Raw genomic sequence first — 21,194 nt, forward strand, 5'->3', positions numbered from 1 at the left:
ATGACCACGATGAAGATCATGAAAGCTCTTTGGCAGCAGGCGCGACGTCTGGGCCTCGGTCTCGGGGGCTGGGCGGCCTCCACCGCCGCGCTGGCGTCCGTCAACAGCCTGCCCGGCGGCCCGGCCGTCAACCAGCTCAACCTGCATCCGCCCGTCACGCGCATTGCCGAGGAGCAGCACTTCCTGCACTGGATGATGCTGATCATCTGTCTGGTGATCTTCGTCGGCGTCTTCTCGGTGATGTTCTATTCCATCCTGAAGCACCGCAAGTCGCTGGGCGCCAAGTCCGCCAGCTTCCACGAGAGCACCACGGTCGAGGTGATCTGGACCATCGTGCCTTTTCTCATCGTGATCGGCATGGCTTTGCCGGCCACCAAGGTGGTGGTCGCGATGAAGGACACCACCAACGCCGACATCACCGTCAAGGCCACCGGTTATCAGTGGAAGTGGGGCTACGACTATCTCAACGGTGACGGTGCGGGCATCTCCTTCCTGTCCACGCTGGATGCCACCCATCGTCAGATGTCCGACGCTGGCCAGCCTGCCGGCGACGACTACCTGCTCAAGGTCGACAACCCGCTGGTGGTGCCGGTCAACAAGAAGATCCGCATCATCACCACCGCCAACGACGTCATCCACGCGTGGATGGTGCCGGCCTTCGGCGTCAAGCAAGACGCCATCCCCGGCTTCGTGCGCGACACCTGGTTCCGGGCCGAGAAGACCGGCGACTACTACGGCCAGTGCGCCGAGCTGTGCGGCAAGGAGCACGCCTACATGCCCATTCACGTCAAGGTCGTGACCGACGAGGAATACGGCAAGTGGGTTGAAGAGCAGCGCAAGCTCATGCAGGCCAAGGCCGATGACCCCACCAAGGTGTGGGAACTGGCCGATCTGGTGGCCCGCGGCGAGAAGGTCTACGCGGCCAACTGCGCCGCCTGCCACAAGGCTGACGGCTCGGGCGCCGGCCCGATCAAGGCCCTGGCAGGTTCGCCTTTGGTACTCGATGCCGACAAGAGCAAGCAAATCCAAATCCTGCTCAACGGCGCGGGCAACGGCGCGATGCCCGCCTGGAAGCAGTTGAGCGACACTGAAATCGCTGCGGTGATCACCTACACCAAGAATGCCTGGACCAACCAAACCGGGCAAATCGTGCAACCGGCTGAGATCACTGCCGCCCGCTGAGCAGTTACAAGAAAGGATCGACGAGCATGAGCGCTGTTCTCGACAACCACGGTCACGCAGTGGGTGGTCACGCCCATGACGATCATGCCCACGACCACCCGCATGGCTGGCGCCGCTGGGTGTTCGCCACCAACCACAAGGACATTGGCACCCTGTACCTGCTGTTCAGCTTCACGATGCTGATGGTCGGCGGCTTGTTGGCCTTGCTCATCCGCGCCGAGCTCTTCCAGCCCGGTCTGCAGGTGGTGAATCCCGAGCTCTTCAACCAGCTCACCACGATGCACGGTCTGATCATGGTGTTCGGTGCGATCATGCCGGCCTTCGTGGGCTTCGCGAACTGGATGATCCCGCTGCAGATCGGGGCCTCCGACATGGCGTTTGCGCGGATGAACAACTTCAGCTTCTGGCTGATGATCCCTGCGGCCATCATGCTCGTGGCGTCCTTCTTCATGCCCGGCGGTGCGCCTGCCGCGGGCTGGACCTTGTATGCCCCGCTGACGCTGCAGATGGGCCCGTCGATGGATGCCGCGATCTTCGCGATGCACATCATGGGTGCCTCGTCGATCATGGGCTCGATCAACATCATCGTGACCATCCTCAACATGCGCGCCCCGGGCATGACGCTGATGAAGATGCCGATGTTCTGCTGGACGTGGCTGATCACCGCCTACCTGCTGATCGCGGTGATGCCTGTGCTGGCCGGCGCCATCACGATGACCCTGACCGACCGCCACTTCGGCACGGCCTTCTTCAACCCGGCCGGCGGCGGCGACCCCGTGATGTACCAGCACATCTTCTGGTTCTTCGGGCACCCCGAGGTCTACATCATGATCTTGCCGGCCTTCGGGATCATCAGCCACATCGTGCCGGCCTTCGCGCGCAAGCGCCTGTTCGGCTACACCTCGATGGTGTACGCCACGGCCTCGATCGCCATCCTGTCGTTCATCGTGTGGGCCCACCACATGTTCACGACGGGCATGCCGGTGACCGGCCAGCTCTTCTTCATGTACGCGACCATGCTGATCGCCGTGCCCACGGGCGTGAAGATCTTCAACTGGATCGCGACGATGTGGAAAGGCTCGATGACCTTCGAGACCCCGATGCTGTTCGCCGTGGGCTTCATCTTCGTGTTCACGATGGGCGGCTTCACCGGCCTGATCCTGTCGATGGCCCCCATCGACATCCAACTCCAGGACACTTACTACGTGGTGGCCCACTTCCACTATGTGCTGGTGGCCGGGTCGCTGTATGCCCTGTTCGCCGGTTACTACTACTGGGCGCCGAAGTGGACCGGCGTGATGTATTCCGAGACGCGCGGCAAGATCCACTTCTGGGGCTCGCTGATCTTCTTCAACATCACCTTCTTCCCGATGCACTTCCTGGGCCTGGCCGGCATGCCGCGCCGCTATGCCGACTACCCGATGCAGTTCGCCGACTTCAATGCGATCGCCACGGTCGGTGCCTTCGGCTTCGGCCTGATGCAGGTCTACTTCTTCCTGTTCATCGTGCTGCCGGCCATGCAGGGCAAGGGTGAGAAGGCGCCTCAGCGCCCCTGGAACGATCCGGACGGCCAAGGCGCCGAGGGCCTGGAGTGGGAGGTGCCGTCGCCCGCGCCCTTCCACACCTACGAAAACCCGCCCAAGCTGAATGCGGCCGCCAACAAGGTGGTGGGCTGAACCTGACGCCGCAAGGACCTGCACGATGACTCCCGAGCAACGCAAGCGCAACGTTCGCCTGGGCTTGATCCTGGCGAGCATCGTGGTGGCCTTCTTCGTCGGCTTCATCGTGCGCATGACCTACTTCGGTGGTTGAGGACATGACCACGGCACACGAGTCGAACCGCTTGGCCATCCGCCGGGACAACCGGCGCATGGTGGGCAAGCTGCTGGTCGTCACGGCGGTGATGTTCGGCTTCGGCTATGCGCTGGTGCCGATGTACCAGGCCATCTGCAATGCCCTGGGGATCAATGTGCTGTCGCTGAGCGAGCGGCTGGTGCCGGGGAGCGCCTCGCACCGGGCCACGGCCGTCAACACGCAGATCGACACCTCGCGCACGATCACGGTCGAGTTCGATGCGAACGCCCGCGGGCCCTGGGACTTCAAGCCGGCGATGCGTTCCGTCACGGTGCACCCCGGCGAGATGGCCACGGTCATGTACGAGTTCCGCAATGTGCAGAACCGCGCCATGGCGGCCCAAGCCATCCCGAGCTATGCCCCCAAGCAGGCCACGGCCCATTTCAACAAGCTCGAGTGCTTCTGCTTCAACGAGTACACGCTGCAGCCGGGCGAGTCCAAGCAATGGCCGGTGGTCTTCGTGATCGACCCCAAGCTGCCGCGTGACGTGACGACGATCACGCTGTCCTACACCTTCTTCGAGGTGAAGGGCAAGGGGGTCACGGCACCGGCCGGCCTGCAGTCGGCGGCCCCGGCGCAGGAGGCGCGTCTGTGAACGTGCCGCACCGCCCGGGAGGCGACCTGCGCGAGGCCGTCAGGCGTCGCGGTGCGCTGTGGCAGACGGTCAAGGCCGTGGCCTGGTCGTTTTTCGGCGTGCGCCGCTCGGCTGACCATGCGCAGGACGTGAGCAAGCTCAACCCGGTGCACGTGGTGGTGGTCGGCCTGGTGCTGGCCGCCCTGTTCGTGCTCGGACTCGTGGGGCTGGTGAACTGGGTGATCGGCAGTGGAGTGGCTGCCGGGGTTTGAGGGCGATTGAACACGTCCCGTCGACGACGGGGCCAAGGATCGAGAAGAGTTCTTAGGAGAAAACATGTCGGCAGCGACACATCAGGGCCAGACGCCTTACTACTTCGTTCCCGGGCCTTCGCGGCACCCGGTCATGGCCGCTATCGGCCTGTTCTTCGTGATCCTGGGGGCCGGGCAGTGGGTCAATGGCCACACCTGGGGCGCCTATTCGCTGCTCTTTGGTCTGCTGTGGTGGGCGGTGGTGCTGTTCCAGTGGTTCGGTGACGCCATCCGCGAGAGCGAAAGCGGCTTGTACAGCGATCGCATCGACGTCTCCTACCGTTGGAGCATGAGCTGGTTCATCTTCTCGGAGGTCATGTTCTTTGCGGCCTTTTTCGGCGCCCTGTACTGGGCCCGGGTGCATGCCGTGCCGATGCTGGCCGATCTGAACCACCAGATCCTGTGGCCCGACTTCAAGGCCCTGTGGCCCAGCCAGCAGCCCGGGGTGACCGCCTCGCCCGCCGGCACGGTCGAGCCCTTCCAGACCATGGGGCCCTGGCCGCTGCCGACGATCAACACGGCACTGCTGCTGGCCTCGGGCGTGACGCTGACCATCGCGCACCATGCGCTGCGTGAGAACCAGCGCGGCAAGACCATCGCCTTCATGTGGCTTACCGTCCTGCTGGGTGCCGTCTTCCTGTTCGTGCAGGCCTACGAGTACATGCACGCCTACCGCGACCTGAACCTGAAGCTGTCCTCGGGCATCTACGGCTCCACCTTCTTCATGCTCACCGGCTTCCACGGCTTCCACGTGTTCGTGGGCATGTTGATGCTGCTGTTCATCACGCTGCGCCTGCACAAGGGACATTTCACGCCGGAGCGGCATTTCGGCTTCGAAGGGGCGGCCTGGTACTGGCACTTCGTCGACGTGGTGTGGCTGGGCCTGTACATCGTGGTCTACTGGATGTGATCCATGTCCGCCTCTGTCGTCAGGGGCGGTCCGCAGACGACAACGCCGCTGCGATGCAGCGGCGTTTGTCCTTCGAGGCAGACGGTCGGGCCCGGTGCTACTGGACCAGCGGCACGCCGGTGGGCTGGATCCAGCCCAGTTGGTAGGCCAGCAAGATGCACAGGAACAGCGCGATGGACAGTCCCACACGCAGGCTGAGCGAGCGCACCATGTTGTTCGTCTTGGGCTTGCCGTCCCGTCCGTCGCGCATCATGAACACCAGGGCGCTGGCCAGGCTGGCCAGGATGAGCAGGAAGGCGACGACGATGAAGATCTTCATGCTCGGCATTATGCGCCGAGCCGCCGGCGATGGCTGAAACTTTGACACAGGCGCGCTGGCGGGCCTGGGTGGTGCTGGGTGCGACGCTGGTGGGCATGGCCGTGACCGCCTCGCTCGGGCGCTGGCAGCTCCACCGAGCGGCCCAGAAGGAGGCCCTGCAGTCCACGCTGAGTGCGCGCGCCGGCCTGCCGCCGGTGCGGCCCGACGAGCTTGCACCGGGTGCGCCGGTGCCTGAGGACTGGCTGTACCGTCGTGCCCGCGTGCGCGGGCGGTGGCTGGGCGAGCACACGGTCTTCCTCGACAACCGCCAGATGGTCGGCCCGCAGCCGGGCTTTTTCGTCCTGACGCCCCTGGAACTCGAGGGGCGGGGGGATGTGCTGATCGTGCAGCGCGGATGGGTCCCCCGCGACGTGACCGATCGGACACGGATCCCGGCCGTCCCCACCCCCGAACACGAGACGGTCGAGCTGACAGGCCGGATTGCCCCCCCGCCGGCCAAGCTCTATCAGTTCTCCGAGGAGTCCCCCGGTGCGATCCGGCAAAATCTCGATCTTCAGCGCTACGCTGAGGAAATCGGCCGGCCGGTGTGGCCGGTGTCCCTCGTCCAGACCGAATCGGCGCCGAGCGTCGCGGACGGCCTGCTGCGTCAGTGGCCCGAGCCCTCGGTGGACGTTCACAAGCACTACGGCTATGCGTTCCAGTGGTTCGCGCTGTGTGCACTGATGGCAGGTTTGTATGTCTGGTTCCAAGTCCTCCGCCCCCGGCGCCGACGCGGCTGAGGCCGTCGTCGCGGCGCGCGAGGCCGAGCCGCTGAGCTTCACGGTGCACAGCATGCCGCGTCCGAGCCTGGACGAACGCTCTCGCACGCGCATGGGCCGGCTCAAGATGATGCTGGTGCTGCTGGTGTGTGCCGCCCCGGTGATCGCGTCCTACTTCACCTACTACGTAATCCGCCCGGAGGGTCGAGCCAACTATGGCCAGTTGATCGATCCCCAGCGGCCGCTGCCGGCCCTGAGCCTGCACGACCTGCAGGGCCGGCCGGTGGCAGCCGAGAGCCTGCGTCACCAGTGGCTCATCGTCGTGGTGGGCGACGGGGCCTGCGACGCGGTGTGCGAGCGCAACCTGTACCTGCAGCGTCAGTTGCGCGAAATGACTGGCAAGGACCGCGACCGCATCGACAAGGTGTGGCTGGTCACCGACGATGCACCGATCGCGCCGGCGCTGCTGCGAGGCATTGCGGGTGCGCAGGTGCTGCGCGCTTCGCGCGAGGAGGTGGCCGCCTGGCTCGAACCCGAGGCGGGCCAGGCGCTGGAGGCCCACCTGTACCTCGTGGACCCGCTGGGTCACTGGATGATGCGCTTTCCCGCACAGGCCGATCCCGCCAGGGTCAAGCGCGACCTGAGCCGTCTGCTCAATGCCTCCCGGCATTGGGACCAGGCGGGCCGCTGAGCTGGCCATGGAAACGCAAGCGCTCTACGACCTGACACCGATCGCGCGCCTGGCCCTGCTGGGCATCGTGATCGCCCTGGGCCCTCTGACCTGGGTGTGGCTGCGAAACCGCCAGGCCGCGCCCAGCGTGCGCCTGGCTGCGCTGACGGCGCTGACACTCTTTCTCACCTTCGACCTCGTCGTCTTCGGGGCCTTCACCCGGCTCACCGATTCGGGCCTGGGCTGTCCGGACTGGCCAGGCTGCTACGGGGCGGCCAGCCCGGTGGGCGCGCGCGCGGAGATCACCGCCGCCGAGACGGCCATGCCCACCGGTCCGGTCACTCACAAGAAGGCCTGGATCGAGATGATCCACCGCTATCTGGCCACAGGGGTGGGGGTGCTCATTCTGGTGATGGCCATCACGAGCTGGGTGGAGCGCAAGCGCCTGGCGCTGTCACCCTGGTGGGCCACCGCCACCTTGGTGTGGGTGTGTATCCAGGGGGCCTTCGGGGCCCTCACGGTGACGATGAAGCTCTACCCGGCCATCGTGACGGCCCACCTGCTGGGCGGTCTGCTGCTGCTGGCGCTGCTGACGGCACAGCACCAGGTGTATCGGGCCCGACAGCTCATGCTCAGACCCGGTTTGCGCCGGCTGGCCTGGGGGCTGTTTGCGCTGGTGTGGGTGCAGATCGCCCTGGGCGGCTGGGTCAGCACCAACTACGCCGTGCTCGCCTGTCCCGATTTCCCCACCTGCCACGGCCAGTGGTGGCCGGCGATGGACTTCCAGCAGGGCTTCCAGATCGCGCGGCCGCTGGGCGAGCGTCGTGACGGCGGCTACCTGAGCTTCGATGCGTTGACCGCGATCCACTACACGCACCGGCTGGCGGCCTATGTCGTGCTGGCGGCGCTGATGGCCTATGCGGCGCTGCTGTGGCGCGAAGGCCGGGCGCATCGTCGCCAGGCCGGCTGGCTGCTGGCCGGTGCACTGTGGCAGTTCGTCAGCGGCCTGAGCAACGTGGTGCTGGGCTGGCCGCTGGTGGCGGCACTGGCCCATACCGCGGGTGCGGCGGGCCTGGTGATCGGGCTCACCGCCTTGCTGACTCGGGCGCACCTGGCCCGGCATGGCCAGCCTGCCTCGCGTACGACCGCCGCCGGCCTGGCGCCGGCCGGCGGCCGGGTCGCCTCCTAGAATCCCAAGGCTTCGTTCATGTCCGGAACCCTCGCCACTTCCGCTGCACCGCCCTCGCGGTTTTCGCAGTTCTATGCGCTGACCAAGCCGCGCGTGGTGCAGCTCATCGTCTTTTGTGCCGTGATCGGCATGCTGCTGGCCGTTCCCGGCCTGCCCGACTGGCGCGTGGCTTTGGCGGCCACCGTGGGCATCTGGCTCGTGGCGGGGGCTGCGGCCGCCTTCAACTGCCTGGTCGAGCAGCACATCGATGCGCGCATGCAGCGCACCGCCTGGCGCCCCACGGCCAAGGGTGAGCTCACCAACACCCAGACCCTGTTGTTCTCGGCGCTGCTATGCAGTGCGGGCATGGCCCTGCTGTATGTGGCCGTGAACCCGTTGACGATGTGGCTGACCTTCGGCACCTTCGTGGGCTACGCGGTGATCTACACCGTGGTGCTCAAGCCCCTGACGCCGCAGAACATCGTGATCGGCGGCGCCTCGGGCGCGATGCCGCCGGTGCTGGGCTGGGCCGCGATGCGCGGCGAGGTGGGACCCGAGGCGCTGATGCTGTGCCTCATCATCTTCCTGTGGACGCCGCCGCATTTCTGGGCATTGGCGCTGTACCGTGCCGAGGACTACCGCAAAGCCGGGCTGCCCATGCTGCCGGTCACGCATGGGGCGGAGCTCACGCGCTTGCATGTCTTCCTGTACACGCTGATGCTGTTTTCGGCCACCTTGCTGCCCTTCGTCTACGGCATGAGCGGCTGGCTGTATCTCCTGGCGGCCCTGGTGCTCGGAGGCTGGTTCATCGCCTATGGCTGGCGCCTGTGGCGGGCCTACTCTGACCGCCTGGCGCGGCGTACCTTTCGTTTCTCCATCGTGCACCTGTCGCTGCTGTTTGCCGCCTTGCTGCTCGATCACTACCTGAGGCCCTGGCTGTGATGCAACGTCGTTCCCTCATGCTGCTGGGTGCAGCGTCCCTGGTGCTGGCCGGCTGCGACCAGGTCAAGGGTCTGTTCGGCGCGGATGCCCCCCGATTCCACGCCATCGACATCACCGGCGCGCAGTACGCGCGCAACTTCGTGTTGAGCGATGTCCAGGGGCGCGAGCGCACGATGGCCGACTTCAAGGGCAAGGTCGTCGCGATCTTCTTCGGCTTCACCCATTGTCCTGATGTGTGCCCCACGGCCCTGCTTGAGCTGGCCCAGGTGAAGCAGGCCCTCGGGGCCGATGGCGACAAGCTGCAAGGCATCTTCATCACGGTGGATCCCGAACGCGACACGCCCGAAGTGATGGGCGCCTATGTGCAGGCCTTCGACCCCAGCTTTGTGGCGCTGCGGGGCTCGGCGGAGCAAACGGCAGCGGTGGCGCGCGAGTTCAAGGTCTACTACAACAAGGTGCCGGGCAAGACGCCTGACAGCTACACCATGGACCACTCCGCCGGCCTGTATGTGTTCGACCCCCAGGGGCGGGTGAGGCTGTACGCACGCCACGGCATCGGCGCGGAGCCGCTCACCCAAGACATCCGCCGTCTGCTGGCCTCGGGTTGAGCCGTCGGCGGGCTTGACCGATGGCAAGCTGGATGGGAGCCACCTCCAGCAAGGTTCCGTCCCGCACTTTGACGTGAGACAAGGAATCGTCCGGCCTCTCATGGTGTCATTGCCTTGATCCCACTCGGCGCGCCACGGGCCTTGTCATCAAGGAGGACACCCATGCTGCAAGGAAAAGTCACCCTCGTCACCGGCGCTTCGTCCGGTATTGGTCGTGCCATCGCCCTGGCCTATGCGCGGGAGGGTGCCAAGGTGGTTGTCTCCGACGTGAATGTTGCTGGCGGAGAGGAAACCGTGTCGCTGGTGCGCCAGCAGGGTGGCGATGCCCTCTTCGTGCCGGCTGACGTGAGCCGTGCCGAGGATTGCCAGCGCCTCGTGGAGCGCACCGTGGCCCACTACGGCCGGTTGGACGCGGCCTGCAACAACGCGGGCATCGGCGGCGAACTCGGCCCCACGGCCGACTACACCGATGAGGCCTGGCAGCAGGTCATCGGCGTGAATCTCTCCGGTGTCTTCTACTGCATGAAGCATCAGATCCATGCGATGTTGCGCCACGGGGGCGGGACCATCGTGAACATGGCGTCCATCCTGGGGCAGGTGGGCTTTGCCGGGGCACCGGCCTATGTGGCCGCCAAGCATGGGGTCGTGGGGCTGACCAAGACGGCCGCGCTGGAATACAGTGCCCACGGCCTGCGCATCAATGCCGTGGGCCCGGCCTTCATCCACACGCCGATGATCGCGGGCCTGGAGTCCGACCCGGCCACCCAGCAGCAGCTCGTCAGCCTGCATGCTGTGGGGCGCCTGGGTCAGCCGGAGGAAGTGGCCGAATTGGTGGTGTGGCTCAGCTCGGACCGCGCCTCCTTCGTGACGGGCGCCTACTACGCGGTGGATGGCGGCTACCTCGCGCGCTGAATCGATGGGGCCGGTACCCGACTGGCATGCCCAGTCCGCCGAGCAGGTCCTGCAGCGGCTGCGCACGGGCCTCGAGGGTCTGACACTGGAGGAAGCGCGGCGGCGCCTGGCCGAGCATGGCCCGAACCGGCTGGCCGAGGTGCCGCCGGTGCATCCGCTGTGGCGACTGGCGCGCCAGTTCCACAACCTGCTGATCTATGTGCTGCTGACGGCGGCCGCGGTCACGGGCGCCATGGGGCATTGGGTGGACACGGCGGTGATCCTGGCGGTTGTGTTCATCAATGCCGCGATCGGCTTCATCCAGGAAGGCAAGGCCGAGCGGGCGCTGCAAGCCATCCGCCACCTGCTGGCGCCGCACGCCATGGTGGTTCGCGATGGCCATGCCCACGATGTCGATGCGGCCGAACTGGTGCCCGGTGACGTGGTGCTGCTGGCCAGCGGCGATCGGCTGCCGGCGGATGTGCGGCTGCTGCAGGCGCGCAACCTGCGTATCGATGAGGCGATGCTCACCGGCGAGTCGGTGCCGGTGGACAAGCATGCCGACCCGGTGGAGCGTTCAGCGGCCCTTGGTGACCGCTTCAACATGGGCTATGCGGGCACGCTCGTGACGCAGGGCCAGGCGCGTGCCGTGGTGGTGGCCACCGGGGCACACACCGAGATCGGCCGTATCGGCCGCATGCTCGAGACGGTGGAAGAGAGCACCACGCCCCTGTTGCGCAAGATGGCCACCTTCGGACGATGGCTGACGCTGGCCGTCCTCGCGGCCGCTGGTGTGCTTTTCGTGTTCGGCCTCGCCGTGCGAGGTGGTTCGGTGGAGGCGATGTTCATGGCCGCGGTGGGTCTGGCCGTGGCAGCCATTCCCGAAGGCCTGCCGGCGGTGATGACCATCACGCTGGCCCTGGGGGTGCAGCGCATGGCGGCACGCCACGCCGTGATCCGGCGCCTCCCGGCCGTGGAGACGCTGGGGTCGGTGACAGTGATCTGCTCGGACAAGACCGGCACGCTCACGCGCAACGAGATGACGGTGCAGCAGGTGGTGCTGCGCGAGGCGGTGCTGGCGGTGGAAGGCGCCGGCTATGCGCCTGAGGGCGCCTGGCGGGTGCAGGGGCAGCCCATCGACACGGCCCGTCTGGCCTCGCAGTGGCCGGTGGCTCATCGACTGGCGCTGGCCGGTGCCTTGTGCAACGACGCCAGCCTGCGCAGGGAGTCAGGCGAATGGCGGCTGGCCGGCGATCCGACCGAAGGGGCCTTGCTCACGTTGGCGATGAAGGCCGGTCTGGACCCGGGCGGGCTGCGACAGCAGCACCCACGGCTCGATGCCATTCCCTTCGAGTCCGAACACCGCTACATGGCCACGCTGCACCCGGACGATGCCGGTGGCCGCTTCGTGGTAGTCAAAGGCGCGCCGGAGCGAGTGCTCGCGATGTGCTCCCACGAGGCGGGTGCGCAGGCCGCGCCACAAACCCTGGACGCCGCCTGGTGGCAGGCTCGCATCGACGAGCAGGCCCGCGAAGGCCGCCGCGTGCTGGCCCTGGCCTGGCGGGCGCTGCCTGCGGCGCATGGCCGGCTCGAAGTGGCCGATGTCGAGCAGGGTCTGACGCTGCTGGGCCTGGTGGCCATCATCGATCCGCCGCGCGAGGAGGCCATTGCTGCGGTGGCCCAATGCCGGCAGGCGGGCATCCGCGTGAAGATGATCACCGGGGACCACGGCGTCACGGCCAGCGCCATCGCGGGGCAGCTCGGCCTCGGCGATGGCCTGGAGGCGATGACCGGCCCAGAGATCGAGGCGCTCGATGACGACGCCTTGCGCGAGGCGGTGCGCCGCACCGACGTCTTTGCCCGTGCCAGCCCCGAGCACAAGTTGCGTTTGGTGCGCGCGCTGCAGGCCAATGGCGAGATCGTCGCGATGACGGGCGACGGCGTGAACGATGCGCCGGCGCTGAAGCAGGCGGACGTGGGCGTGGCCATGGGCCGCAAGGGCACCGAGGCGGCCAAGCAGGCCGGCGCGATGGTGCTGGCCGACGACAACTTTGCCTCCATCGTGCACGCGGTGGAGGAGGGGCGCACCGTCTACGACAACCTGCGCAAGACGGTGACCTTCCTGCTGCCCATCAATGGCGGCGAGTCGCTCACGCTGCTGGTGGCGGTGCTGCTGGGCGTGTCGCTGCCCATCCTGCCGGCGCAGATCCTGTGGGTGAACATGGTGAGCTCCATCGCGCTGGCGATGGTGCTGGCCTTCGAGCCGCGCGAGGCCGACGTGATGCGACGCCCGCCGCGCGCGCCCGACGAGCCCTTGCTGTCACGCTTCGTGGTCTGGCGCATCGCGCTGGTGTCCACGCTCTTCCTCACGGGCATCTTTGGCATGTATGAGTGGTCGCTGTCCCGGGGACACAGCGTGGAGACCGCCCGCACCGTCGCGGTGAACACCCTGGTGGTGATGGAGGTCTTCTACCTCTTCAGCGTGCGTTACCTGAAGGCCCCGTCCTTCACCTGGCAGGGCGTGCAGGGCACGCCCCGTGTGCTGATGGCGGTGGGCGGCGTGGTGCTGCTGCAGATGGCCTTCACCTATGCACCGTGGATGCAGGCGCTGTTCCAGACCGAGGGCCTGAGTGTGATCCAGGGCCTGCAGGTGATCGGCGCGGGGGTGGCTGTGCTTGTGCTGCTGGAACTGGAGAAATTCGTGGTGCGGCGCTTGAAGCTCGCCTGAGCGCTGCCAACAGACAAACGGCCCCCGAAGGGGCCGTTGTGTGCAAAGGGTGGGGCCAGGTCAGGCGTATTCGGCCAGGGCCTTGCGCATCTTCTTCATGGCGGCCACCTCGATCTGGCGGATGCGTTCGGCGCTCACACCGTACTCGGCCGCCAGTTCGTGCAGCGTCATGCCGCCGCTGCCGTTGTCGTTCACCTTGAGCCAGCGTTCCTCGACGATGCGGCGGCTGCGTTCGTCCAGCGTGTCCAGCGCCCGGGCGATGCCATCGGTGGCCAGCACGTCGCGGTGCTGGGCCTCGATCACACGGGTGGGTTCGCGGCTTTCGTCGGCCAGGTAGGCGATGGGCGCGTAGCTTTCCTCGCCATCGTCGATGGTGGGCTCCAGGGCCACGTCGCCGCCGGACAGGCGGGTCTCCATCTCGATGACGTCCTCACGCTTGACCTTGAGCTCGCGGGCCACGGTGTCGATCTCGCGGTCGGTGAGCGTGCTGCGATGGAGTTCGCCCGCATCGGCGTCATCCTTGAGGCTTTGCTTCATCGAGCGCAGGTTGAAGAACAGCTTGCGCTGGGCCTTGGTGGTGGCCACCTTGACCATGCGCCAGTTCCTCAGGATGAACTCATGGATCTCGGCCTTGATCCAGTGCAGGGCATAGCTGACCAGGCGCACGCCCTGGTCGGGGTCGAAGCGCTTGACGGCCTTCATCAGGCCCACATTGCCTTCCTGGATCAGGTCGCCATGGGGCAGGCCGTAGCCCAGATACTGGCGCGAGACGGACACCACCAGACGCAGGTGCGAGAGCACCAGCTTCCCGGCGGCTTCCAGGTCGTGATGGTCGCGCCAGCGACGGGCCAGCGTGGTCTCTTCCTCCTGCGTCAGCAGCGGCAGACGGTTGACGGCCGTGATGTAAGCGTCCAGATTGCCCAGCGAAGGCACCAGGGCCCAGGGATCCCGGACGGTCAGGGCAGCGGTCGAGGTGTTCATGGTCGTCATAGACATCCCGAACCTCCTTTTAGTTCCTCCAATATTAGCACTCGAACGAAGAGAGTGCTAAATCCCCCACGGGGAAACCCTAAGTCGTAGAAATAGGCAATCGCTTCAGTCTGGGTTTTTGGGGAGATCGAAGGCCTGGGCGAGCAGGGCGTAGGAATGCCGGCGCACGGCCGGGTCGTGAGCCCAGGTGTTGATGACCAGCTCGTCGAGCTCCAGTTCGTCGGCCAGGCGTCGCAGCTGCTCGGCCACCGTGGCGGCGCTGCCGACGAAAGCCTTGCGGCGCAGGGCGTCCACCGTGGGCCATTCCTCGGGTGTGAAACCGCGTTCGGCGATCTGGGCGGGCGCCTGCAGTGGGCCCAGGCGGCCCCGCATCCGGTCTACCCGCCAGCGCTCGCGGCTCAGGGCGTGGTGGCGGGCTTCTTCGTCGGTGTCGGCGGCCAGGGCCCAGACGCAGATGGTGGCCTGGGGCTTGGGATGGCGCTCGCTGGGGCGGTAAAGGCTGCGGTAGAGGTCCAGCGCCTGCTCCACGCCCTGGCCGTCCATGAAGAAGTAGGCAAAGGCATAGGGCAGGCCCAGGTGGGCCGCCAGCCGGGCGCCATAGTCCGAGCTGCCCAGCACCCACACCGTGGGGATGCGCGCCCAGGGGGCGTCGGGGGAGGGGGCCGGGCCGCGGGGGTGGGCAACGATGCCTTGGTGCGCCTGCCCGCTCAGCCAGGCCTGCAGGTCCTGGATCTGCTCGGGGAAGCGTTCGGCCGCCGCATAGGCATTGGGGTTGAGAGCCATGGCGGTGCGCATGTCGGCACCGGGTGCGCGGCCCACACCCAGGTCGATGCGGCCCGGGGCCAGGGCCTCGAGCACGCGGAACTGCTCGGCTACCTTCAGCGCTGCGTAGTGGGGCAGCATGACCCCGGCGCTGCCCAGGCGGATGCGCCGGGTGCGTGCGGCGATGGCCGCCAGCAGGATCTCGGGGGCGGTGCCCACGATGGTGGGCAGGCTGTGGTGCTCGCTCACCCAGAAGCGGTGATAGCCCAGGGCTTCGCAGTGGACGGCCAGGTCGAGCGTGTCGCGGATGGCAGCGTCCTCGCTGGAGCCCGCCAGCGAGATCGATTGGTCGAGGACGGACAGCTTCATGGGGGCATTGTCGGCAGGATGGACCGAACCTGCCGGCGGCAGGGTCAGACGGCGGACAAGACCTTCACATGGCCAACGGTGCCGTAGGCCAGCAGTTTGTCGTCGGCCGTGACCAGGGTGGCGCCAAGATGGCGAGCGGTGGCGACGATGATCCGGTCGGCCGGGTCGCCATGGGGGTCGCCGGGCAGGCGCGAACTGGCCACGGCGATCGCCGGCTCCAGCGGGGCGAGCCGCAGGCCGGGCAGGGCCAGCACCAGCCCCATCCATTCCTGCGCGTCCTGGGTCAGCGCCAGACGGTTCTTGCCCACCAGCATGCCGATCTCCCAAGGAGTGATGGCGCTGACCCAGACCTCGTTGCGCTGTGCGGCCTCTTCGATGCGCTGGCGGGCGGGCAGGGACAGACGGGTGTCGCCCGCCACCAGCCACACCAGCACATGGGTGTCGAGCAGGACGGCGCCGGCCATGCTGCCGATCACCGAGCGGCCTCCCAGGCTTCGTCCACCGGGGCGATCAGGTCCTGCTGGGCGAGCACACTGCCTTGCAGCGCGCCGAAGAGCGGGCGTTCGGCCGGGACCGGGACGAGCTGCGCCACCGGGCGGCCGCGCTTGGTGATGGTCAGCGGTGCGTGGGAGGCCGCCACTTCGTCCAGCAGTTGCAGGCAATGCGCCTTGAATTCACCAGCAGGGATGGTGGAGGCAGGCATTTGAAAATATCCATGGTCATGAACTATGGTCATATTTTCCATGAGCCGATCTGAAGGTGCAAGGAACGCGGAAAAAGCCATGGCCGACCGCCAGGATGGGTGAACGCATGGGTCATGGATCTGTGATCATATACTGTGTTTTTATCCAGTTATTGACCACACCATGCATCCGCTGTCCTTGCCCTCCGGGGTGGCTGCCGCCGTCTGGCAGGGCGATGCTTTGCCGGGTGCCGGCGAGGCCCCGGCGTGCCCCACCGGCTTTGCCGCGCTGGATGCCTTGCTGCCCGGTGGGGGCTGGCCTTGCCAGGGCCTGAGCGAGATCTTGCTGCCGGCCTGGGGGCTGGCGGAATGCCGGCTGACGGCACCGGCCTTGTCGCGAGTCTTGGCGCGAGGCGGGGAAGGACAAGCCGTGCTCTTCATCGGCCCGCCCGAGCCGCCCCATCTGCCCGGCTGGCGCGCGGCGGGGCTCACGGCCGCCTCGATGGTCTGGGTGGACACGGCCCGGCCCGAACAACGCCTGTGGGCGGCCGAACAGGCGCTGCACTGCGCCCAGGTGGCGGCCGTGCTGCTGTGGTTGCCCCCCGGGCGGGGGCAGGCGGCGGGGCTGCGGCGGCTGCAGGTGCACAGCCTGCAGGGGCGGCGGCCGGTGTTCGTGTTCCGGCCGCTGGCGGCGCAGGCCGAGTCTTCGCCGGCCCCCCTGCGCCTGGCCCTGGAAGCCAGCCGGCCCTTGACCCTGGTGCTGCGCCTGCTCAAGCGCCGAGGGCCGGCGCATGAGTCGCTGATCGAATTGCCCGCCGGGCCTGAGGGCCTGGGCGAGGTGCTGGCCCACAAGCTGGCGGCTCGTGCCGCGTCACCTGCCATGGCTTCGGAGGTGTCCGATGTCTCCCCATCCCTGCTGGCTCGCCCTGTGCCCCGGCCTGGCTTGCACGTCGTCGCCGTCTGAGGGTTGGGCTGAGCCGCTGGCTGCGGCCTCGGCCGAGGCCCTGGGCTGGTGGGCGCTGCAGTTCACCCCCCGGGTGTGCCGCCACGACGAGGCGGTGCTGATGGAAGTGAGCGGCAGCCTGCGCCTGTTCGGCGGTGAGCGGGCCTTGCACGAACGCATTGTGGCCGGGGCGGCGGATCTGGGCTGGACGCGATGCGCTGCAGCGCCCACGGCGCTGGGCGCGCTGGCCTTGGCGCGCTGTGGGCGACCGGGAGCTTGGGGGAGTGATATGGACGGCTTGCTGGACGGCCTGCCGCTGGATTGCCTGCACGAGGTGGCGGCCGAGTCTGCCTGGCTGAGCCGCCTGGGCTGCCGCCACCTGGGCGACGTGCGCCGGCTGCCCCGCGCCGGACTGGCACGGCGCAGTGACAGGGCCCTGCTGCAGACGCTGGGCCAGGCCTATGGCGAAGCGCCCTGGTCGGCGCCGTGGCTCACGCTGCCTGAGGTCTTCGAAGCCCGGCTGGAGCTGCCGGGGCGTGTGGAATCGGCCCCGGCCCTGATGTTCGGCGCCCGTCGCCTGCTGCTGCAGTTGTGCGGCTGGCTGGCCGCCCGCCAGGCGGGGCTGCGCAGCTTCGTGCTGCGCTGGCGGCACGATGTCCATCGCCGCGACGACCCGCCACTGGGCGAGCTGCTGGTGCGCACCGCCGAGCCCACCCGCCAGCCTGGGCATCTGCTGCGCCTGCTGGGCGAATGGCTGGCGCAGGTACGGCTGGCGGCGCCGGTGGGCGAGCTTTCATTGTTCTGCGACGAGATCGAGCCGCTGGTCGAGGTCACGCCCTGCCTGTTGCCCGGGGAGGCCGGGGCCGCCGAGGGCGAAAGCCTGGCGCAACTGATCGAGCGTCTGTCGGCCCGGCTGGGCCCGGCCCGGGTGTGTCGGCCGGTGCCGCGTTCGGACCACCGCCCCGAGGCGCAGCAGGCTTGGCAGCCGGCCGCCCGGGGCGATGTGCCGGCGATGGTGTCCTGGCCACCCCCCTCGCAACCCGCCTGGCTGCTGCGTGAGCCGCTGCCGCTGGCCACCCGGCGGGAGCGGCCGCAGTGCCAGGGGAACCTCACGATCCTGGCCGGTCCGCACCGGGTCGAGGCGGGTTGGTGGGACGCCGAGCATGCGGCCGCAGCGCGCGACTACTACGTGGCCAGCAACGAGCGCGTCGGGCTGGTGTGGATCTACCGCGAGCGTCGCCTGGAAGAGGGCGGCGGCTGGTTCCTGCACGGGCGCTTCGCATGAGGCCGGTCATGGTCCTGCCCGACTACGCCGAGCTGCACTGCCTGAGCCACTTCAGCTTCCAGCGCGGGGCCTCGTCGCCGAAGGAACTGGTGGAGCGCGCCCTGGCGCTGGGCTATCGTGCCTTGGCGATCACCGATGAATGCTCGCTGGCCGGCGTGGTGCGGGCCCATCAGGCCTTGCTCGATGCACGGGAGGTGGCCAAAGAGCAAGGCCGGCCCGAGCCAGCGCTGAAGCTGCTGATCGGCAGCGAGTTCCAGGTGGACGGCCCCACGCCCTTTCGGCTCGTGGCCCTGGCCCGCGACCGCAAGGGCTATGCCCGCCTGAGCCAGTTCATCACCGACCTGCGCCGCGCCAGCCCCAAGGGCACCTACCGCGTGGACCCGGAAGATCTGTGCGCCGATCGTCTGGCCGGCAACGAGCTGCTGTGGGTGCCGCCGCGCGGCGCAGCCTTCGAGACCCTGTGCATGCAGGCCACAAGCTTCCGGCAAGCCTTTGGCGACGCTGCCTGGGGCGTGGTGGAGCTCTTCCATGAGATCGACGACCCGCTGTGGCTGTACACCCTGCGCGAGGTCTCGCGGCTCAGCGGCCTGCCCCTGGTGGCCGCAGGCGATGTCCACATGCACCTGCGATCGCGCAAGCCGCTGCAGGACGTGCTCACCGCCATCCGGCTGGGCCGCCCGCTGGCCGAGTGCGGCACGGCCCTGCAGCCGCATGGCGAGCGCCACCTGCGAGCGCGCGCCACGCTGGCCCGGCTGTACGGCGCCGAGCTGATGGCTGCTTCGGTGGAAGTGGCCTCACGCTGCCATTTCCGTCTGGACGAACTGAAATACGAGTACCCCGAGGAGGTGGTGCCTGCGGGCCAAACCCCGGCCGGCTGGCTGCGCCACCTCACCGAGCAGGGCGCGCGCGAGCGCTACCCCGAGGGAGTGCCGGATGCCGTCCAACGCCAGATCGAGAAGGAACTGGCGCTGATTGCCTTCAAGCGCTACGAGAAGTACTTCCTGACGGTGCACGACATCGTTCAATTCGCGCGCTCCAAGGGCATCCTCTGCCAGGGCCGTGGCTCGGCGGCCAACTCGGCGGTGTGCTACTGCCTGCACATCACCGAGATCGACCCGGCGCGTGCGAACCTGCTCTTCGAGCGTTTCATCAGCATGGAGCGCGATGAGCCGCCGGACATCGATGTCGATTTCGAGCACCAGCGCCGCGAGGAGGTCATCCAGTACCTCTACGGCAAATACGGCCGCGGCCGCACGGCGCTGGCCGCCACCGTCATCTGCTACCGCACGCGCAGTGCCATCCGCGACGTGGGCAAGGCCCTGGGTTTTGACGATGCCCAGGTCGATGCCCTGGCCAAGAGCCATTTCTGGTGGGACAGTCTGGAGGCATTGCCCGAGCGCCTGGCCGAGGTGGGGTTGGACGCCGCTGACCGCCGCGTGGCGCAGTGGATCGAGCTGGTGGGGCAGCTGCGCGGCTTTCCGCGCCACCTGAGCCAGCATGTGGGCGGCTTCGTGATCGCCAAGGGGGAGTTGTCGCACGTCGTGCCCATCGAGAACGCCGCGATGCCCGAGCGCACCGTGATCCAGTGGGACAAGGACGACCTCGAATCCCTGCGCCTGATGAAGGTGGACGTGCTCTCGCTGGGCATGCTCACCGCGCTGCGCCGCGCGCTCGATTTCGTGAGCCGACGCCGCGGCATGCCCTTCCGGATGCAAGACATCCCGGACCAGGACGAGGCCACCTATGCCATGATCCGCCGCGCCGACACCGTGGGCGTGTTCCAGATCGAAAGCCGCGCGCAGATGAGCATGCTGCCGCGCCTGCAGCCGCGCACCTACTACGACCTGGTGGTCGAGGTGGCCATCGTGCGCCCGGGGCCCATCCAGGGCGGCATGGTGCACCCTTACCTCAAGCAGCGCGAGAAGCAGCGCGCTGGCCATGACGTGGTGGCCGAACTGCCCACAGACGCTCTGCGCGAAGCCTTGGGCCGCACCCTGGGTGTGCCCATCTTCCAGGAGCAGGTGATGCAGTTGTGCATGCTGTGTGCCGGCTTCACCCCCGGCGAGGCCGACCGCCTGCGCCGCGCGATGGCGGCCTGGAAACGCCATGGCAATGTGCACCCCTTCCGCCAGCGCATCGTCGAGGGCATGATGGCCAACGGCTATCCGCAGGAATTCGCCGAGCGCCTGTTCAAGCAGATCGAGGGCTTTGGCGAATATGGCTTTCCGGAAAGCCATGCCGCGTCGTTTGCGCTGCTGGCCTATGACAGCGCCTGGCTCAAATGCCACGAGCCCGCGGCCTTCCTCGCGGCGCTGCTGAATGCCCAGCCGATGGGCTTCTACTCCCCCAGCCAGCTCGTGCAGGATGCGCGCCGCCACGGGGTGGAGGTGCGCCCGGTGGACGTGAGCCACAGCGAGGTCGAGGCGACGCTGGAGGACATCACGCGCCGGCCGCAGCCGCCGGTGCGCCTGGGCCTGAAGCTGGTGGCCGGCTTGAGCGCTGCCGCCGCCGAGCGCATCGTGCGGGCGCGTGCCGAAGCGCCCTTCATCGACGTGCAGGATCTCGCCCGCCGCGCGCGGCTCGACGCCCAGGACCTGCGCCAGCTCGCCGCGGCCGATGCCCTGCAAAGCCTGGCCGGCCACCGCCGCCAGCAGGTCTGGGAGGCCGCCGCCTGGACGCCCCCGCCGGCCTTGCTGGCGGACGCGCCCATTGACGAGGCGCCTGTGCAACTGCCGCTGGCCCCCGAGGGCGAGGAGATCGTCTTCGACTATGCCGCGCTGGGCCTCACGCTGCGCCGCCATCCGCTGGCCCTGCTGCGCGAGCAACTCCGGCGGCGGCGCCTGCAGACGGCCAGCGAGATGCACGACCTGCCGCATGGCCGGCGGGTGCGCGCCTGCGGCATCGTCACCGGTCGCCAGCAGCCGCAGACGGCCAACGGCACCATCTTCGTTTCCCTGGAAGATGAAACCGGTGTGGTCAACGTCATCGTCTGGCGCCGTGTGCAAGAGCGCTTCCGCCGCGAGCTGCTGCATTCGCGCCTGCTGGCCGTGCATGGCGAGTGGCAGCGCGAGGGCGAGGTGCGCCACCTGGTGGCGCAGCGGCTGGAAGACCTCACGCCGCTGCTGGGCCGCCTGGCCGATGCAGGGCTGCACAGCCGGGACTTCCATTGAACCTGGGGCGCGAACCAAGCCAGCCGGGTTACGCTTGAGGCTTTGGGATGGCGATACGACAGGCGGCCATGACGACGA

Annotated in this window: 21 protein-coding genes; 16 read left to right on the forward strand and 5 right to left on the reverse strand. The window is 67.9% G+C overall.

Annotation, left to right across the window (positions count from 1 at the left end):
• Positions 1–18 precede the first annotated feature (18 nt).
• The 6 genes from coxB (at position 19) to AC1ECW_RS12850 (ending at position 4,831) form a co-directional block, all read left to right on the forward strand.
• On the forward strand, positions 19–1,182 hold the full coding sequence (gene coxB, locus AC1ECW_RS12825) for a cytochrome c oxidase subunit II (protein ID WP_409705482.1): 1,164 nt from the start codon (positions 19–21) through the stop codon (positions 1,180–1,182).
• A 26-nt stretch (positions 1,183–1,208) separates the two neighbouring features.
• Entirely contained in the window at positions 1,209–2,858 is a 1,650-nt protein-coding gene (gene ctaD, locus AC1ECW_RS12830; protein WP_409705438.1) for a cytochrome c oxidase subunit I, read from the forward strand.
• Between the two features lie 25 nt (positions 2,859–2,883).
• Positions 2,884–2,994, forward strand: coding sequence for a cytochrome oxidase small assembly protein (locus AC1ECW_RS12835; protein WP_409705441.1), 111 nt, complete (start codon positions 2,884–2,886; stop codon positions 2,992–2,994).
• Between the two features lie 4 nt (positions 2,995–2,998).
• Positions 2,999–3,631, forward strand: coding sequence for a cytochrome c oxidase assembly protein (locus AC1ECW_RS12840; RefSeq protein ID WP_481201982.1), 633 nt, complete (start codon positions 2,999–3,001; stop codon positions 3,629–3,631).
• Positions 3,628–3,882, forward strand: a complete 255-nt coding sequence (locus AC1ECW_RS12845) for a DUF2970 domain-containing protein (protein ID WP_481201983.1) — start codon at positions 3,628–3,630, stop codon at positions 3,880–3,882. The genes AC1ECW_RS12840 and AC1ECW_RS12845 overlap by 4 nt, the downstream gene beginning before the upstream one ends.
• A gap of 64 nt (positions 3,883–3,946) precedes the next feature.
• Complete coding sequence (locus AC1ECW_RS12850) at positions 3,947–4,831, forward strand: cytochrome c oxidase subunit 3 (RefSeq protein WP_409705450.1); 885 nt, start codon at positions 3,947–3,949, stop codon at positions 4,829–4,831.
• A gap of 97 nt (positions 4,832–4,928) precedes the next feature.
• Here AC1ECW_RS12850 and AC1ECW_RS12855 read toward each other — a convergent pair whose 3' ends face one another.
• Positions 4,929–5,150 (reverse strand): twin transmembrane helix small protein, encoded by a 222-nt coding sequence (locus AC1ECW_RS12855; RefSeq protein ID WP_409705453.1) that lies wholly within the window; start codon positions 5,148–5,150, stop codon positions 4,929–4,931.
• 29 nt (positions 5,151–5,179) lie between these two features.
• Here AC1ECW_RS12855 and AC1ECW_RS12860 point away from each other — a divergent pair, with 29 nt between their 5' ends.
• From AC1ECW_RS12860 to AC1ECW_RS12890, 7 genes are all read left to right on the forward strand, one after another.
• Entirely contained in the window at positions 5,180–5,929 is a 750-nt protein-coding gene (locus tag AC1ECW_RS12860; protein ID WP_409705456.1) for an SURF1 family protein, read from the forward strand.
• Complete coding sequence (locus AC1ECW_RS12865) at positions 5,886–6,599, forward strand: SCO family protein (RefSeq protein ID WP_409705459.1); 714 nt, start codon at positions 5,886–5,888, stop codon at positions 6,597–6,599. The genes AC1ECW_RS12860 and AC1ECW_RS12865 overlap by 44 nt, the downstream gene beginning before the upstream one ends.
• A 7-nt stretch (positions 6,600–6,606) precedes the next feature.
• Positions 6,607–7,767 (forward strand): COX15/CtaA family protein, encoded by a 1,161-nt coding sequence (locus AC1ECW_RS12870; protein WP_409705462.1) that lies wholly within the window; start codon positions 6,607–6,609, stop codon positions 7,765–7,767.
• An 18-nt stretch (positions 7,768–7,785) separates the two neighbouring features.
• Positions 7,786–8,688: a heme o synthase gene (gene cyoE / locus AC1ECW_RS12875; RefSeq protein ID WP_409705465.1), complete on the forward strand. Its 903-nt coding sequence runs from the start codon at positions 7,786–7,788 to the stop codon at positions 8,686–8,688.
• Positions 8,688–9,296, forward strand: a complete 609-nt coding sequence (locus AC1ECW_RS12880; RefSeq protein WP_409705468.1) for an SCO family protein — start codon at positions 8,688–8,690, stop codon at positions 9,294–9,296. The genes cyoE and AC1ECW_RS12880 overlap by 1 nt, the downstream gene beginning before the upstream one ends.
• A 162-nt stretch (positions 9,297–9,458) precedes the next feature.
• On the forward strand, positions 9,459–10,208 hold the full coding sequence (locus AC1ECW_RS12885) for an SDR family oxidoreductase (protein ID WP_481201984.1): 750 nt from the start codon (positions 9,459–9,461) through the stop codon (positions 10,206–10,208).
• A 4-nt stretch (positions 10,209–10,212) separates the two neighbouring features.
• Complete coding sequence (locus tag AC1ECW_RS12890) at positions 10,213–12,915, forward strand: cation-transporting P-type ATPase (RefSeq protein WP_481201985.1); 2,703 nt, start codon at positions 10,213–10,215, stop codon at positions 12,913–12,915.
• Between the two features lie 60 nt (positions 12,916–12,975).
• Here the strand turns inward: AC1ECW_RS12890 and rpoH are convergent, their stop codons facing one another.
• From rpoH to AC1ECW_RS12910, 4 genes are all read right to left on the reverse strand, one after another.
• Positions 12,976–13,905 (reverse strand): RNA polymerase sigma factor RpoH, encoded by a 930-nt coding sequence (gene rpoH, locus AC1ECW_RS12895; RefSeq protein ID WP_409708989.1) that lies wholly within the window; start codon positions 13,903–13,905, stop codon positions 12,976–12,978.
• A gap of 105 nt (positions 13,906–14,010) precedes the next feature.
• Positions 14,011–15,036, reverse strand: a complete 1,026-nt coding sequence (locus tag AC1ECW_RS12900) for an LLM class flavin-dependent oxidoreductase (RefSeq protein ID WP_409708984.1) — start codon at positions 15,034–15,036, stop codon at positions 14,011–14,013.
• Between the two features lie 44 nt (positions 15,037–15,080).
• Positions 15,081–15,500 (reverse strand): type II toxin-antitoxin system VapC family toxin, encoded by a 420-nt coding sequence (locus AC1ECW_RS12905; RefSeq protein ID WP_409708980.1) that lies wholly within the window; start codon positions 15,498–15,500, stop codon positions 15,081–15,083.
• 8 nt (positions 15,501–15,508) lie between these two features.
• Complete coding sequence (locus AC1ECW_RS12910) at positions 15,509–15,739, reverse strand: type II toxin-antitoxin system Phd/YefM family antitoxin (protein WP_409708977.1); 231 nt, start codon at positions 15,737–15,739, stop codon at positions 15,509–15,511.
• A 163-nt stretch (positions 15,740–15,902) separates the two neighbouring features.
• Between AC1ECW_RS12910 and imuA the strand changes: the two genes are divergently transcribed.
• The 3 genes from imuA to AC1ECW_RS12925 are packed head-to-tail and all read left to right on the forward strand — an operon-like array spanning position 15,903 to position 21,116.
• Positions 15,903–16,682 carry a translesion DNA synthesis-associated protein ImuA gene (gene imuA / locus AC1ECW_RS12915; RefSeq protein ID WP_409708974.1) on the forward strand — a complete coding sequence of 260 codons (780 nt, stop codon included), beginning with the start codon at positions 15,903–15,905 and terminating at the stop codon, positions 16,680–16,682.
• Positions 16,618–17,946: a Y-family DNA polymerase gene (locus AC1ECW_RS12920; protein WP_481201986.1), complete on the forward strand. Its 1,329-nt coding sequence runs from the start codon at positions 16,618–16,620 to the stop codon at positions 17,944–17,946. The genes imuA and AC1ECW_RS12920 overlap by 65 nt, the downstream gene beginning before the upstream one ends.
• An 8-nt stretch (positions 17,947–17,954) precedes the next feature.
• Positions 17,955–21,116, forward strand: coding sequence for an error-prone DNA polymerase (locus AC1ECW_RS12925; RefSeq protein WP_409707016.1), 3,162 nt, complete (start codon positions 17,955–17,957; stop codon positions 21,114–21,116).
• Positions 21,117–21,194 lie beyond the last annotated feature (78 nt).

Source organism: Caldimonas hydrothermalis, from assembly GCF_056746695.1.